Source organism: Streptomyces odontomachi (assembly GCF_024435355.1).
GTDB lineage: Bacteria > Actinomycetota > Actinomycetes > Streptomycetales > Streptomycetaceae > Streptomyces > Streptomyces odontomachi.
In genome coordinates, this window is the sequence record NZ_JAMJWG010000009.1 from 110,685 (window position 1) to 125,744 (window position 15,060).

A 15,060-nucleotide genomic window follows, 5' to 3' on the forward strand; every position below is an offset into this window, starting at 1 on the left:
GCCGGTGCCCAGGTCGGTGCGGGTGTCCGTGGGCATGGTCAGGAGCCTCCGTCATGGGTGAGCAGATGGAGCAGGGGGGCGCCGTTGCCGCTGCCTTCGGTGCCGTCTCCGTCGTCGTCCGGCAGTTCCTCGTCGACCTCCCACGCCCGGGCCAGCGCGCCCACGGTGCCGAGATCGCCCAGCAGCACCCCGCCGACCAGCCGGTCACCCCGGACGACCACCTTGCGGTAGGTGCCGCGGGTCGCGTCGGCGAGCTGTATGACGTCGTCACCGGGCCGTGGGTCGGGGTCACCGAAGGCGGCGAGTTCGAGCAGCGCGTGCCCGGGCGGCTCCGGCGCACCGGACGCTTCCGGCACACCGTGCGCCGCGCGCACCATCGGGCGCACGGCAGGGCCGGTAGCGCCGGTCAGGGTGAGCCGGGTGAGCGCCCGGGTGCCCCGGTAACCCACCGGCGGGTACGGCGGGGTGAGCGCGCGGGCGAGCAGGTCGGCCTGGTCGAGCGCGGGCGTCGCCAGACCGTAGAGGTGCCCTTCGTGCTCCGCGCAGTCCCCGATGGCCCGGATGCAGGGGTCGCTGGTGCGCAGTTCGCCGTCGACGACGATGCCGCGCTGCACGTCGAGCCCCGCTTCGGCGGCGAGCCCGGTGCGCGGGTGCACCCCGCAGGCCAGCACCAGCAGATCGGTCCCGAGGACGTATCCGTCGGCCAGTTCGACGCTGCGCACGATGCCGTCGGTGACGCCCACGCCGCGCACCCGGCAGGCGGTGTGCACCTCCACGCCGAGCGCGGTCAGGTGGCGGTGCACCAGCTGGGAGGCGGCCGGGTCGAGCTGGCGTTCCATCAGTCGCTCGGCCTGCTGCGCGAGGACCACCTGGGCGCCCCGCTGGGCCAGCGCCCGGGCCGCGGAGACGCCGAGCAGGCCACCGCCCACCACGACGGCACGGACACCGGGCCGCACCGCCGCCGACAGCGCGAGGCAGTCGTCCATGGTGCGGAACGCGTGCACCCCGCCGGGCAGCTCCGCCGCACCCGGCACGAGCAGGCCGCGCAGCGGGGGCAGCACCGGATTGGAACCGGTCGCGAGCACCAGCGTGCCGTACGGCACCACCGTCCCGTCCGCGCAGTGCACGGCACGCCGGACCCGGTCGATACGGGTGGCGCGGGTGCGCAGGAACGCGCCGGCGGGCCGCGGCAGCGCGATCACCTCGGGCCCGTAACGGTCCGCGAGCACCTCGGCGAGCAGCACCCGGTTGTACGGGTCGTGCGGCTCGTCGCCGATGAGCACGACGTCACGGTCCACCAGCCGCTGGGCCACCCGGGCACCGGCGAGCCCGGCGCCGACGACCACGACGGGGCCCGGTGGCACGCCGGGCACCAGGGCACCGGTGGCCCCGCCGGCGCTCGGGGCGGCCTGCGGGTGCGACGCGGGCGGACACGGTTCCAAGGACATGCCCTGAGCGTGCGTCCTGGGTGTTACCCGAGCGGATCCCGTTTGTTACCCCCGTCGAAAGCTGCCCTCAGCGGGGTGCCGGTGGGGGTGTGAGGGGAGGGCGGCCCGGGGGCGACGGGGTGCGGAGACGGGGTGCGGACACAGGGCTTTCGGGGCTCTAGTACGCGGTGCCCCGTACGCGGCGCTGTAGCAGCCAGGTGACGCCGGCCGCGGCGGCACCGAGGGCGGCGATACCGCCCACGGTCGATGCGGAGACGGGGCCGGGCAGGCCGCCGTCCGCCGTTGCACCATGGTCCACTTCGGCGTACGCGTGCCGTTCGACGGCGGCCGGGGTCACGGCGAGGTCGGCGGTCACCCGCCGGTGGTCGTGGGAGCAGGTGGCGACGATCTCGTAGGTGCCGGGGAGCACGGTCGTGGGCACCCGGAAGCTGCCGACCGCGGTCTCCCGCTCGGACCCCGGGGCCAGCAGGAACGCGCCGGCTCCGATCGCACTCGCGTCCCCGGTGACCAGGCTGCCCGAGCCGCATGCGGCGGTGTGCACGGTGACGGTGGCGCCGGGCGCGGCGGTGAGCGGGGAGACCTTCAGGGCGTCCGGGTTGCGGGCACCCCCGCTGGCGTACGCGGGCGCCGGTGCCGCGGCCAGGCTCGCGACGGCGGCGAGGACGGAAGCGGACACCAGGTGAGCCGTGCGCATGAAGCTCGCTCCTCCCTGCGAGGACGAGGCCGGCGGCACCCTTGAAGCACCGCTGTGACGGTCGGTCACGTCCCTGCCCTACCGAGATAACTGCCGGTCATCGCACGACGCCTGTCCAAGACGGCCAAAAGGACCGCAGCCGAACGGTTCCTGATGCCGTGACAGCCGCGTCGTCGCAGGTCAGTGTCGAGAGGAGCGGACGGGGCGGGGGAGAGGAAGGGCGGTGCGGGGCCCCGGCAGCGACTATTCGATCAGCCGGCGCGGTCCGGGGCCGTGCGTGGACAGCCGGTCGTACGGGTTCGACAGCGCACAGCGGTCCAGGGAGAGGCAGCCGCAGCCGATGCACTCGGACAGGTCGTCCCGCAGGCGTTGCAGCGTACGGATGCGTTCGTCGAGGTCGGCGCGCCAGCGCTCGGAGATCCGGGCCCAGTCCTGGCGGGTGGGCGTGCGATCCTCCGGCAGCAGTCCCAGTGCCTCGCGGATGGCGGCCAGCGGAATGCCGAGCCGCTGCGACGTGCGGATGAAGGCGACCCGGCGCAGCGTGTCGCGGCTGTAGCGGCGCTGGTTGCCCGAGGTGCGGCGGCTGCTGATGAGGCCCTCGCGCTCGTAGAAGCGCAGGGCCGAGGCGGCGACACCACTGCGGTCGGCCAGCTCTCCTACGGTGAGCTCTTTGGCCTGGGGGGCGAGGTGCGAGGACATGGGGGCACGGTACCTCGGACGACCGCATGACCTGAACCATGGTTCAAGTAGGGTCCGAGCGGTGGTGGCCGGGACCTGCTCCGCGGGCCCCGGCCACCAAGACGATCAGAGGAACGCTAGTCGACGGAGACCGCCGACCATGCAGCGGCGACCGCCTTCGACTCCGTGCTGTTCGCGCCGTAGAGGTCGTTCGCCGCGGACAGCGTCGCCTTGCGGGCGCCGGCGTAGTCGGTGGACGAGGTCATGTAGACCGTCAGCGCGCGGTACCAGATCGCGCCCAGCTTGTCCCGGCCGATGCCGGTCACCGAAGAGTCGTTGCAGGTGGTGCCGTTCATCTGCACGCCGCCCACCACCTTCGAGCCGCTGCCCTCGGCCAGCAGGTAAGCGAAGTGGTTGGCGACGCCGGACGAGTAGTGCACGTCGAGGTCGCCGACGCCGGAGCTCCAGCAGTCCGCCGACTGGCCGTCCTTGGAGGGCTGGTCCATGAACCGCAGCGCCTTGGAGCCGAGGCCGGCCCGGACGATGTTCTCGCCGATCAGCCAGTCGCCCGGGTCCGAGGAGTTGTTCGCGTAGAACTCGACGAGGGTGCCGAAGATGTCGGACGTCGCCTCGTTCAGCCCGCCGGACTCGCCGGAGTACGTGAGGCCGGCGGTGGCCGCCGTCACGCCGTGCGACATCTCGTGCCCGGTGACGTCCACCGCGACCAGCGGGCCGAGCGTGGTGCCGTCACCGTCCCCGTACGTCATGCAGAAGCAGTTGTCGTCCCAGAAGGCGTTGTTGTACTTGTTGCCGTAGTGCACCCGGTTGAACGAGCCCTTGCCGTCGCCGGCTATGCCGTTCCTGCCGTGCACGTTCTTGTAGTAGTCCCACGTCATGTCGGTGCCGTACTGGGCGTCGACGGCAGCGGTCGCGCGATCGGACTCGTCGCCGCTGCCCCAGTGGTTGTCGGCGTCGGTGTACAGGTCGGCCGGGGCGCGGACGATGCAGATGTTCAGCACGCACACGTCGCTCTCGTTGTTCGCGTCGCCGGTGTACGTGCCGCCGCGCGAGGCGTCGGAGAGCTCGTAGCCCGAGCTGCCCTGCGTCGTGTTCAGCGGCACGGTGCCGCTGTACAGCGATTTTCCGTCGCCCGTGGCGCTCTCCAGGGAGTCCCAGGAGTCGATCCGGGCGCCGGTGCCGGCGTCGGTGAGCACCACCCGGGCGACCGGGTTCCCGAGCGCGTCCTTGCCCGCCGTGTTGGTGCGCCAGGCCAGCTTGGGCGTGCCGTGCAGCGCGTCGACCACCAACTCGGAGCGTGCGGTGACGCCGCTGAGCCGCTGCGAGCGGTGCGCGCTGCGCAGCGCGTCGGTGCCGAGGCCCTTGGCCCGCTGTGCGGAGAGCAACGGGGTGACGCTGGGCACGCTCACATCCCCGTGTACGGCCCGGTCGGCGCCGCGGTAGCTGCCGTCCGGTGCCAGATGGACGACGAAGTCGCCGCCCAGCACGGGCAGGCCGTGGTAGGTGCGGTCGTACCGTACGTGCTGGCTGCCGTTCGGATCCACGATGACATCGCGGACCTCGGTCTTCTCGGCCGCGGTGAGGTCCAGCGCGCTGGGGTGGGCGGCGAGCGCCGTGTCGGCGTGTCGGATGGCTTGGGCGCGGCTCCAGTGGGTAGGCGTGTCGGCGTCCGCGGTGGGCGCCAGCGCGGCGGCCAGCAGGGTGGCGGTCGCCGCCAGGGTGCCGACGACCGTGAGGCTCGAGGAGATGCGGGATGCTGGAGTCGGTCTCATCGGTGTGCGTCGACCTCCTGAAGGAGCGTGGAGAGCGCCTGGTGGGGCACGGTGCTGTCTTCAGTAGGTTTAAAGGTTCATGACATTAACTGTCCATACCGCCCCGGTGGAGACGCAGTGCAGGCTTGAAGGGGGCGGCACCATCTCGGCGAGCCGGCGGAGCGGCGGACACGTACGGTGCGGACATGACCGGTGATGGTGCGGACATGACCGCAGATGGCGCGGCACATGACTGGTGACGGTGCGGCACGGATCCGTGAGCGGACCGCACGACGAGGGGAGCACGCCCGATGACCACGATCACCAACCCGTCGCTCTGGTTGACCGTGCTGACCACCACGGACGCCGCGGACAAGGCGGAGCGCCTGGCGCGCGGCGCCGTGGAGCTGCGCATCGCGGCCTGCGCGCAGATCAACGGGCCCGTCACCTCCGTCTACCGGTGGAAGGGCGAGATCGAGACCGCGCAGGAGTGGCAGATCCTGTTCAAGACGACCGAGGGCCGCTACCCCGAGCTGGAGAACTGGCTCATCGCCGAGCACGACTACGACACCCCGGAGATCATCGCCACGCCGGTGGTCCGCGGCAGCACGGACTACCTCACCTGGTTGGAGCAGGAGACGGCGGGGTGAGGACTACTCCTCGGCTAGCTCCGCCCGCTCCACCCGGACCGCGCACACCTTGAACTCCGGCATGCGGGAGACCGGATCGAGTACCGGATTGGTCACCGTGTTGGCCCTGCCCTCGCCCGGCCAGTGGAACGGCATGAAGACGGTGTCCGCCCGGATCCCGGAACTGAGCCGGGCCGGTGCGACGGCCCGCCCGCGGCGGGAGACGACGGCCACCCGGTCGCCCTCGGCCACCCCGATCCGCGCGGCCAACCGCGGGTGGAGCTGCACGAACGGGCCCGGCGCCGCCGCGTTCAGCTCCTTGACCCGCCGGGTCTGCGCGCCCGACTGGTACTGCGCCAGTACCCGTCCGGTGGTGAGCAGCACCGGGTACGTCTCGTCCGGCTCCTCCGCAGCCGGCCGATGCGCCACCGGCACGAACCGGGCCCTCCCGTCGTCCGTCGCGAAACGCTCCAGGAAGAGGCGGGGGGTGCCGGGGTGTGCGTCCGGCGGGGGTGCCTCGCCGCCGCCGGACCCGGTGCGGGTGCGCGGAGCCGCGGCCGCGCCCGGCGGCGTTTCCGGGCAGGGCCAGAAGACGCCCTGCTCGTCCGTCAGGCGGCGGTAGCTGATGCCGGAGTAGTCCGCAGGACCGCCGGCGGACGCCCGACGGAGTTCGGCGAAGACCTCCTCCGGGTCCTCGGGGAAACCCTTCGACACACCCAGCCGGGCGGCCAGCTCCCGGAGCACGGACAGGTCGGACCGGACGTCCGGCGGCGGTGCCACCGCCCGGCGCCGCAGCAGGACCCGGCCCTCCAGGTTGGTGACCGTGCCGGTCTCCTCGGCCCACTGGGTCACCGGCAGCACCACGTCGGCCAGCGCCGCCGTCTCGGAGAGCACCACATCGGCCACCGCCAGGAAGTCCAGGGACCGGATCCGCTCCTCCACGTGTGCGGCGCGCGGCGCGGACACCACCGGGTTGGAACCCATCACCAGCAGCGCCCGCACGTCGTCGCCCAGCGCGTCCAGCAGTTCGTAGGCGCTACGGCCGGGACCGGGCAGGCGGTCCGGGTCGACGCCCCACACCCCGGCCACATGGCGGCGGGCGGCCGGGTCGGTCAGCTTGCGGTAACCGGGCAGCTGGTCCGCCTTCTGGCCGTGCTCGCGCCCGCCCTGCCCGTTGCCCTGCCCGGTGAGGCAGCCGTAGCCGGATCGCGGACGGCCGGCGCGGCCGGTGGCGAGGCACAGGTTGATCCATGCCGCGACGGTGTCGGTGCCCTTGGACTGCTGCTCGGGCCCGCGCGCCGTGAGCACCATCGACTCCGGTGCGGTGCAGAACAGCCGCACGGCCTCCCGCAGCTGCGGTACCGGCACACCGGTGATCCGCTCCACGTACTCCGGCCAGTGCGCCATCGCCACGGCCCGGGCCTGCTCCCAACCGCTGGTGCGCGCCGCGATGAACGCCTCGTCCGTGTGACCCTCGGCCACCACCAGGTGCAGCAGCCCCAGGGCCAGCGCCAGGTCGGTGCCGGGGCGTGGCGCCAGGTGCAGGTCGGCCTGCTCGGCGGTCCTGGTGCGGCGCGGGTCGACGACGATCAGCCGTCCGCCGTTCTCCTTCAGCTCCGTGAGGTACCGCACCGCGGGCGGCATCGTCTCGGCGGGGTTGGCGCCGACCAGGATCACGCAGCCCGTGCGGGCCACGTCCGCCAGCGGAAACGGCAGCCCGCGGTCCAGGCCGAACGCCCGTTGCTGGCCGGCCGCCGCCGACGACATGCAGAACCTGCCGTTGTAGTCGATCTGCGAGGTGCCCAGCACCACCCGAGCGAACTTCCCCAGCGCATAGGCCTTCTCGTTCGTCAGCCCGCCGCCGCCGAACACCCCGCAGGCGTCCGGTCCGTGTGCCGTCCGTACCCGCGACAGCCCCTCGGCCACCCGGTCCAGCGCGTCCGGCCAGCTCGCCGGCTCCAGCTGCCCGGAGGCACCGCGCACCAGCGGCTCGGTCAGCCGGGTGGCGGGGGAGAGCAGGGCCGGGGCGGTGCGGCCCTTGCCGCAGAGCGCGCCGCGGTTCACCGGGAACTCGGTGCGCTCCAGCACCTGCACACCGCCAGATCCGGCGGAAAGGTTCATGCCGCACTGGAGGGCGCAGTACGGACAGTGGGTGGCGGTCACGGCGGGCGCGGCCGGGTGCGGCGCGGCGGGGCTGCCCGGGGTACGGGCCGGTGCGGCGGAGGTCGGCGACTGCATAACCGCACGGTCCCCCGAACGTGTTACGGGCCCCGCCCGCGGGCGTTACGCCCGCGGTACGCCGGGCTCCCTCTCCGGGCGCCCGGCGCGGTGAGGGCGGGGGACCCCGGTGCGGGTGCGGGACGCCTCCGCGCCCACGGCACCGTCGACGACGAGCGACGCGGAGGTGGAAGTCCTGGCCCGTCCCGGTGCGGTCCCTGGAGCGCGCCGCGGGTGCCGACGGACCTGGGTGAGCGGGCGGGTGCCGCCGGACCCTGGTCAGCGGGCGGGTGCTGACGGACCCGGGTCAGCGGGCCGGTGCCGACGGACCCGGGAGAGCGGACGGGTGCCGCCCGACCGCGTGGTGGGCCGCCCGTCGTCACCCGTCCGACGCGAGTGCCCGTGTCACCCCCTGCTCGTGCGGACCCAGGAAGTGCGGGTCGGGCTGGAAGAGCGCGTCCAGGGCGGCCTTGCCGGCCGCGAAGACCTCTCGCGTGGCGCCGTAGTACCAGGTCGTGTCGCGGACGTCGGTGACGCCGATGCCGTACGGGGCGACGCCGGCCGCACGGCACAGGGCCACCGCGCGGCGTATGTGGAACTCCTGACTGATCAGGACCGCGCGGTGCACCCCGAAGACCTTTCTGGCGCGCACGCACGAGTCCCAGGTGTCGAAGCCCGCGTAGTCGCTGACGATGCGGCGGTCGGGCACGCCGTGCCGGATCAGGTAGGCACGCATGGCGCTCGGCTCGTCGTAGTCCTTGCGGCTGTTGTCGCCGGTGACCAGGACGACCTTGATCCGGCCGGTGCGGTACAGCTCGGCCGCGGCGTCCAGCCGGTGGGCCAGGTACGGGGACGGCTCGCCGGCCCACAGTCCGGCGCCGAAGACCAGGGCGACCTCGGTGCGCGGCACGTCCGCCGGGGTGCGCAGCCGATCGGCCGAGGTGACGAACATCCAGGTGGCCGGCAGCAGCGCCAGCACGCAGAGCCCCATGACCGCCTGCACCGCATGCCGACGGCCCGCCCGGGTACGCGGCACCCGGAGCCACGCCGACCACCGCGATCCGCCCGCCGGCGGCCGGCGCTGCCCGTCCGCCTCCTCATGCGGCCGTGCTCGCCGGCGTGTGAGCCGCGACCACCACCGCGTCGGCTGCCGCCCTTGCCGTTCGCTTCGCGCGCCCTCGATACCTGCCATACCAGCCCCCGTGCCCCGTGCCCCGTGCCCCCGTGGTCCCCTGCGTCCCCCGAACGGCGGGTACGCGCCCGTACCCGTCCGTACGCGCCGTGCCCGCCCTGTGCCGACCGGATCCGGGCCGGCCGCCGCATCCGCCGGAGACCGACCAGCCGTGACCCACCGTAAGACATCGCACTGACAACGCCCACGCGGCCGGGCGTGCCAACGCCCGCGGGCCGGGAGACCGTCCGTCATGTGCCTCGCGTCCCGCACCGCCGCGTCACCCGCCCGGCCTCCCCCGCCCCACGGCGCGCGCCGCCGGCCACGCGCCGTGAGCCACGGGGAAAGCGCCCGTCACCGCCGTGCAACGCAACGGCAACGTGTCACGGCCACCATCAGCGGCATGACGGTCTTCCCGCCCCCGAGCTCCCGCACCGCCTCCCACGGCGGCGTGTCCACGCGTCATCCGGACGGCCCCGGGCCCGCCCTGGTCGCGGTGGCGCACGGCAGCCGGGAGCCGGCCGCCCTCACGACGGTGCGGGCGCTGCTCGACCGGGTGCGCGAGCTGCGCCCCGGCGTGCCGGTGCACCTGGGCCACATCGAGCTGAACGAGCCGCTGCTCGCCGACACCCTCGCCGCGCTGCCGCCCGGTCCCGCGATACTGGTTCCGCTGCTGCTCAGCCGCGGCCACCACATCACCCACGACATTCCGTACGAGGCCGCTGCCGCCCCGCACCTGGACGCCCGTGTCGCCGCTCCGTTGGGTCCCCACCCGTTGCTCGCCGAGGTCCTGCACGACCGCCTGATCGAAGCGGGCTGGGCCGCCGGCGCACCGTCCGCCACACGGCACTCCTCCACCGTCCCGACCGTCCCGATCGCCCCCGGGATCGACGCCCCGCTCCGCCGTGCCCCCCGCCCGCACGACCGGGCCGTCGTGCTGGCCGCCGCGGGCTCGCGGGATCCGAACGCCGCCGTGGACGCCCGGCGCACCGCCGCCCTGCTGGCCCGGCGCCTGGGCGTGCCGGTGGTGACGGCCTACGCCTCCGCCGCCGAGCCCACCGTGCCGCAGGCGCTGCGGATGCTCGCGCTCGGCGGCTGGCGACAGACCGCGGTCGCCTCGTACTTCACCGCCCCGGGCCGGTTCGCCATGCAGTGCGCGGCGGCGTCGGCCGGCCCCGCCGCCGCCCCGCTCGGAGCGCACCCGGCGTTGGCCCGTCTCCTGTGGCACCGCTACGACGAGGCGCTCACCCTGCCCCCGAGCCAGCGCGCACGCCCCCGCCCGCGGCCACGCCGGCTCACCCCCGCCTGACACCCGGACCGCCCTCCCCATCGAGAAGCCCCACCGCGCCGGGCCGATCCGGGTGCTCTGACGCCGGGACCGGCCCGGACCGTCTACTGTCGGGTCATGGCAGGCAAAGGCACCACACCGGGCACGCCGGAGGTCGCGTCCGTGAACGCCCGGCACTCCGCGTCGTATGACGCCGCGTCCTTGGAGCGCTGGGCCACCGAACCCGACAAGCGCCCCGGACGCACCGCCTTCCAACGCGACCGCGCGCGGGTGCTGCACTCCGCCGCGCTGCGCAGGCTCGCCGGCAAGACCCAGGTCGTCACGCCGGGCACCCGACCGCAGGCCTGGGACCCCAGCCCCCGTACCCGTCTGACGCACTCCCTGGAGTGCGCGCAGGTGGGCCGCGAGCTGGGCGCCGCGCTGGGCTGCGATCCGGACCTGGTGGAGACCGCCTGCCTCTCCCACGACCTGGGGCACCCGCCCTTCGGGCACAACGGCGAGCAGGCGCTGAACGAGGTGGCGCAGGACTGCGGTGGTTTCGAGGGCAACGCCCAGTCGCTGCGGCTGCTCACCCGCCTGGAGCCCAAACGGTTCGTGCACGCCGGCGCACTCGCGCCGCCCGGCAGCCGCCCCGACGGCGCCCCGGACGGCGAGCTGATCAGCGTCGGCCTGAACCTCACCCGTGCGGCCCTGGACGCCGCCACCAAGTACCCCTGGCCGTGCGGTGGTCACCCGACCGACCCGGCGTCCCCGAAGTTCGGCGTCTACGACGACGACCGGCCCGTCTTCGACTGGATCCGCAGGGGCGCCCCGCCGTACCGCACCTGCTTCGAGGCCCAGGTCATGGACTGGTCGGACGACGTGGCCTACTCGGTCCACGACTTCGAGGACGGCCTGCACGCCGGGCACGTCGACCCGGGCGCGCTGCACGCCGAGCCGGAGCGCCGTGCCGTCTTCGACGTCGCGATCGGCCGCTACGTGCCCGTGGACACCGATCCCGAGGAGCTGTCCGCGGCGCTCGACCGCCTGATGGCGCAGGACTGGTGGCCGCACGGATACGACGGTTCGGCGGTCGCGCAGGCCCGTCTGAAGGACGCGACCAGTCAACTCATCGGCCGGTTCTGCCTGGCCGCCGAGGAGGCCACGCACGCCCGGTGGGGTCCGGGCCCCGGCAGCGGCCGGCGGCACGTCCGGCAGGGCGGCCAGCAGGATTCGGCCGTCGGCCTCACCCGGTACGCCGCCGAACTCGTCGTACCGCCCGGCGCCCGCCACGAATGTGCCGTCCTCAAGGCGGTCGCCGACCTGTACGTGATGCAGCGCGACGAGCAGGCCCGGCTCCGTGCCGACCAGCGCATCGTCGTCGCCGAACTGGCCGACGCGCTCACCGCGCGGGCACCGGACGGCCTCGATCCGCAGTTCCGCGCCATGTTCGACAGGGCAGCCGATGATCGTGCACGCAAACGCGTCATCGTTGATCAGATCGCCTCGCTCACGGATGCCTCGGCCCGCGCCCTGCACCTTCGTCTCACCGCGTCAGGTGGTATGACCATGTCCTGATATGGGCGGCTGGGCCGGCGGGCCGCGCGGGCTTGCCCCGAGGCGGCGGGTGTGATGTTCACTGGCCTGTTCGGGCCACTCCCCCTTCCGACGACAGGCAGGGTGCGGGAGGCTCGCATAGTGCGCCATTAGTGCGCCACGGTTACGAGGAGGAGGCACCAAGTGGTCGACGCGGATCAGACGTTCGTCATCGTCGGAGGCGGCCTGGCCGGCGCGAAGGCGGCCGAGGCGTTGCGTTCCGAGGGGTTCACCGGCCGGGTGATCCTCATCTGCGACGAGCGCGACCATCCCTACGAACGGCCACCGCTGTCCAAGGGCTACCTACAGGGCAAGGACGCACGCGACAAAGCCTTCGTCCATGACGCCGCCTGGTACGCACAGAACGACATCGAGCTGCACCTCGGCCAGACGGCCGTGGCCATCGACCGGGCGGGCAAGGCGGTCCGGCTCGGCGACGGCACCCTCGTGCACTACGACAAGCTGCTTCTGGCCACCGGCGCGGAGCCCCGCCGGCTCGACATCCCCGGCACCGGCCTGGCCGGCGTGCACCACCTGCGCCGGCTCGCCCACGCCGAGCGACTGCGCGGCGTGCTCGCCTCCCTCGGTCGTGACAACGGTCACATCGTCATCGCCGGCGGCGGCTGGATCGGCCTGGAGGTGGCCGCCGCCGCCCGTGAGTACGGCGCCGAGGTCACCATCGTGGAACCGCAGGCCAGCCCGCTGTACGGGGTGCTCGGACCCGAGGTCGGCCAGATCTTCACCGATCTGCACGCCGAGCACGGCGTCCGCTTCCACTTCGGTGCCCGGCTCACCGAGATCGTCGGCCAGGACGGCATGGTGCTCGCGGCCCGCACCGACGACGGCGACGAGCACCCGGCGCACGACGTGCTCGCCGCGATCGGCGCCGCCCCCCGTACCGCGCTCGCCGAGTCCGCCGGCCTCGACCTGGTCGACCGGGCGCACGGCGGCGGCATCGCCGTGGACTCCTCGTTGCGCACCTCGGACCCGGACATCTACGCGGCCGGCGACGTGGCCGCCGCCCAGCACCCGCTCTTCGGCACCCTGCGCGTCGAACACTGGGCGAACGCCCTGAACGGCGGCCCCGCCGCGGCCCGCGCCATGCTCGGCCAGGACGTCACCTACGAGCGGGTGCCGTACTTCTTCTCCGACCAGTACGACGTCGGCCTGGAGTACTCCGGCTGGGCACCGCCCGGCTCGTACGACCAGGTGGTGCTGCGCGGCGACGCACCCAAGCGCGAGTTCATCGCGTTCTGGCTGAAGGAGGGACGCGTGCTGGCCGGTATGAACGTCAACGTGTGGGATGTCACAGACCCCATCCAACAGCTGATCCGCTCCGGCACCGAGGTGGACACCACGGCCCTGGCGGACCCGACGGTCCCGCTGGACTCCCTGGTCCCGTAATGGCGTGCAGCGCCTGATAAGGGGCGCGGGGAACTGCGCGACCGGCCCCCACCGGCCAGTGGTCCGGACACGACAGAGACAGCCCCTTCGGGCCGGTGGCGACCTGCAAGGTCGCATCGTGGCTGGGCGCGCCCACGCGGCGGAGCCGCACATCAGCAGAGTCCCGCGCCCCCGTTGGGGACCGCACCCCGCAGGGGCACCGAGGGGGCGGGGTGCCCCACGACAAAGGGCACCACCCCACACCCCACCACCCCCACTCCACGGCGCCGTAGAATCGGCGCCGTGGCAGGCAGGATCAACGACGAGGACGTGAAGGCGGTACGGGACGCGGTCCCGATCGACGCCGTGGTCTCCGAGTACCTGCAACTGCGCGCCGCCGGCGGCGGCAACCTGAAGGGCCTGTGCCCCTTCCACGACGAGAAGTCCCCGTCCTTCCAGATCAGCCCGAGCAAGGGCCTCTTCCACTGCTTCGGCTGCCAGGAGGGCGGCGACACCATCACGTTCGTGATGAAGGTCGACCACCTCACCTTCTCGGAGGCGGTCGAGCGCCTCGCGGCCCAGGCCGGCATCACGCTGCGCTACGAGGAGGGCGGCTACAACCCTTCGCACCAGCGTGGCGAGCGCATCCGCCTGGTGGAGGCGCACAAGTTCGCGGCCCAGTACTACGCGGAGCAGCTCGACTCCAGCCCCGAGGCCGAAGCGGGCCGCCTCTTCCTCGCCGAACGCGGCTTCGACCAGGCGTCCGCGGTGCACTTCGGCGTCGGCTACAGCCCGGCGGGCTGGGACCACCTCACCCGCTATCTGCGCGGCAAGGGCTTCACCGACCGGGAGCTGCTGCTCTCGGGGCTCTCCCAGGAGGGCCGCCGCGGCCCCATCGACCGCTTCCGCGGCCGTCTGATGTGGCCGATCCGGGACATCGCCGGCGACGTCGTCGGCTTCGGCGCACGCCGGCTGCGCGACGACGACACCGGCCCCAAGTACCTCAACACCCCCGACACCGCGATCTACAAGAAGTCCCAGGTCCTCTACGGCATCGACCTCGCCAAGAAGGAGATCGCCAAGGCCAGCCGGGCCGTCGTCGTCGAGGGCTACACGGACGTCATGGCCTGCCACCTCGCCGGCGTCCCCACCGCCATCGCGACCTGCGGCACCGCCTTCGGCAGCGAGCACATCAAGATCCTCCGCCGGCTGCTGATGGACAACGGCTCGGCCCGTGTGATCTTCACCTTCGACGGTGACGCCGCCGGGCAGAAGGCGGCGCTGCGGGCCTTCGAGGACGACCAGAAGTTCGCGGCCGAGACCTACATCGCCATCGCGCCGGACGGCATGGACCCCTGCGAGCTGCGCCTCGCCAAGGGGGACGACACGGTGCGCGACCTGGTCCAGCCCCGCACCCCGCTCTTCGAGTTCGCGCTGCGGCAGATCGTCGCACGCTACGACCTGGAGACCCCGGCGGGCCGGGCGGCCGCGCTGGACGAGGCGGCGCCGGTGGTGGCCCGGATCAAGGACCGCAGCACCCGGCGCGAGGTGGCGGTGCAACTGGCCGGCCTGGTCGGCATCCTGGACCCGGAGTTCGTGGTCGACAAGGTCGGCTACCTCAGCCGCCGGGGCGGCGGGGGCGGCGGCCGGGCGGCCGGCCAGCGGCCCGCGGCACCGGAGCAGGCGTACCCGTCAGGGGCGCGCACAGGTGCCCGGGGCCCCGCCCTGACCCTGCGCAACCCGGTCTTCAAGACCGAACGCGAGCTGCTGAAACTCGCCCTGCAATACCCGGAGCTCGTCTCCCCGGCGTTCGACGCCTACGAGGCCGACGAGTTCACCGCCCCGCCGTACACGGCGGTGCGCATCGCCATCGAGGAGGCCGGCGGCGCCGAACACGGCAGCCAGGACCCGCAGGCGTATCTGGTCCGGGTCCGCGAGGCCGCACCGGACGACGCCGTGCGCGCCATGGTCACCGAGCTGGCGGTCGAACCGGTGCTGCGCAAGACCGTCGACGCCGTGTACGTGAACGAACTCCTGGTCACCGTCCGGCTGCGCGCCGTCGAGCGCCGGGTACGCGACATCCAGATCACTCTGACCCGCCTGTCCACCAGCGGCGACCCGGCCCAACTGGCCGCCGTCCAGAACGAGCTCTGGGTGCTCCAGAAGTACGGGCAGTCACTGCGCGAGCGGGGCGCGGACGCCCTCTGA

11 protein-coding genes are annotated in these 15,060 nt (G+C 73.4%); 5 read left to right on the forward strand and 6 right to left on the reverse strand.

Annotated elements, in window-relative coordinates:
* Positions 1-38 precede the first annotated feature (38 nt).
* The 4 genes from NQO67_RS19880 to NQO67_RS19895 all read right to left on the reverse strand — a co-directional run bounded on the left by NQO67_RS19880 (position 39) and on the right by NQO67_RS19895 (position 4,610).
* Complete coding sequence (locus tag NQO67_RS19880; RefSeq protein ID WP_255951415.1) at positions 39-1,448, reverse strand: NAD(P)/FAD-dependent oxidoreductase; 1,410 nt, start codon at positions 1,446-1,448, stop codon at positions 39-41.
* A gap of 157 nt (positions 1,449-1,605) precedes the next feature.
* Positions 1,606-2,142: a hypothetical protein gene (locus NQO67_RS19885; protein WP_255951416.1), complete on the reverse strand. Its 537-nt coding sequence runs from the start codon at positions 2,140-2,142 to the stop codon at positions 1,606-1,608.
* A 243-nt stretch (positions 2,143-2,385) separates the two neighbouring features.
* Complete coding sequence (soxR, locus tag NQO67_RS19890; RefSeq protein ID WP_255951417.1) at positions 2,386-2,841, reverse strand: redox-sensitive transcriptional activator SoxR; 456 nt, start codon at positions 2,839-2,841, stop codon at positions 2,386-2,388.
* Between the two features lie 116 nt (positions 2,842-2,957).
* A complete protein-coding gene (locus NQO67_RS19895) occupies positions 2,958-4,610 on the reverse strand; it encodes a M4 family metallopeptidase (RefSeq protein ID WP_255951418.1) in 1,653 nt (550 codons plus the stop codon).
* Positions 4,611-4,909: 299 nt separating this feature from the next.
* Here NQO67_RS19895 and cutA point away from each other — a divergent pair, with 299 nt between their 5' ends.
* The gene (gene cutA / locus NQO67_RS19900) at positions 4,910-5,239 is read left to right on the forward strand and encodes a divalent-cation tolerance protein CutA (protein ID WP_255951650.1); all 330 of its coding nucleotides are present in this window, start codon (positions 4,910-4,912) and stop codon (positions 5,237-5,239) included.
* Between the two features lie 3 nt (positions 5,240-5,242).
* On the opposite strand, the gene NQO67_RS19905 is transcribed toward cutA, so the two are convergent.
* Positions 5,243-7,339 carry a molybdopterin oxidoreductase family protein gene (locus tag NQO67_RS19905; RefSeq protein WP_374119040.1) on the reverse strand — a complete coding sequence of 699 codons (2,097 nt, stop codon included), beginning with the start codon at positions 7,337-7,339 and terminating at the stop codon, positions 5,243-5,245.
* Positions 7,340-7,814: 475 nt separating this feature from the next.
* Entirely contained in the window at positions 7,815-8,426 is a 612-nt protein-coding gene (locus NQO67_RS19910) for a SanA/YdcF family protein (RefSeq protein WP_255951420.1), read from the reverse strand.
* Positions 8,427-9,009: 583 nt separating this feature from the next.
* Between NQO67_RS19910 and NQO67_RS19915 the strand changes: the two genes are divergently transcribed.
* The 4 genes from NQO67_RS19915 (at position 9,010) to dnaG (ending at position 15,060) form a co-directional block, all read left to right on the forward strand.
* Entirely contained in the window at positions 9,010-9,915 is a 906-nt protein-coding gene (locus tag NQO67_RS19915) for a sirohydrochlorin chelatase (protein WP_255951421.1), read from the forward strand.
* A 96-nt stretch (positions 9,916-10,011) separates the two neighbouring features.
* Positions 10,012-11,451 (forward strand): deoxyguanosinetriphosphate triphosphohydrolase, encoded by a 1,440-nt coding sequence (locus NQO67_RS19920; RefSeq protein WP_255951422.1) that lies wholly within the window; start codon positions 10,012-10,014, stop codon positions 11,449-11,451.
* Between the two features lie 162 nt (positions 11,452-11,613).
* Positions 11,614-12,873: an NAD(P)/FAD-dependent oxidoreductase gene (locus tag NQO67_RS19925; RefSeq protein WP_255951423.1), complete on the forward strand. Its 1,260-nt coding sequence runs from the start codon at positions 11,614-11,616 to the stop codon at positions 12,871-12,873.
* A gap of 282 nt (positions 12,874-13,155) precedes the next feature.
* Entirely contained in the window at positions 13,156-15,060 is a 1,905-nt protein-coding gene (gene dnaG, locus NQO67_RS19930) for a DNA primase (RefSeq protein WP_255951424.1), read from the forward strand.

What these genes read in the sequence shown, in the direction of transcription:
- NQO67_RS19880 (WP_255951415.1), bottom strand. Translation starts at nt 1,448, where the DNA reads ATGTCCTTGGAACCGTGTCCGCCCGCGTCGCACCCGCAGGCCGCCCCG.
- NQO67_RS19905 (WP_374119040.1), bottom strand. Translation starts at nt 7,339, where the DNA reads ATGAACCTTTCCGCCGGATCTGGCGGTGTGCAGGTGCTGGAGCGCACC.
- NQO67_RS19910 (WP_255951420.1), bottom strand. Translation starts at nt 8,426, where the DNA reads ATGGGGCTCTGCGTGCTGGCGCTGCTGCCGGCCACCTGGATGTTCGTC.
- NQO67_RS19915 (WP_255951421.1), top strand. Translation starts at nt 9,010, where the DNA reads ATGACGGTCTTCCCGCCCCCGAGCTCCCGCACCGCCTCCCACGGCGGC.
- NQO67_RS19885 (WP_255951416.1), bottom strand. Translation starts at nt 2,142, where the DNA reads ATGCGCACGGCTCACCTGGTGTCCGCTTCCGTCCTCGCCGCCGTCGCG.
- NQO67_RS19895 (WP_255951418.1), bottom strand. Translation starts at nt 4,610, where the DNA reads ATGAGACCGACTCCAGCATCCCGCATCTCCTCGAGCCTCACGGTCGTC.
- NQO67_RS19920 (WP_255951422.1), top strand. Translation starts at nt 10,012, where the DNA reads ATGGCAGGCAAAGGCACCACACCGGGCACGCCGGAGGTCGCGTCCGTG.
- soxR (WP_255951417.1), bottom strand. Translation starts at nt 2,841, where the DNA reads ATGTCCTCGCACCTCGCCCCCCAGGCCAAAGAGCTCACCGTAGGAGAG.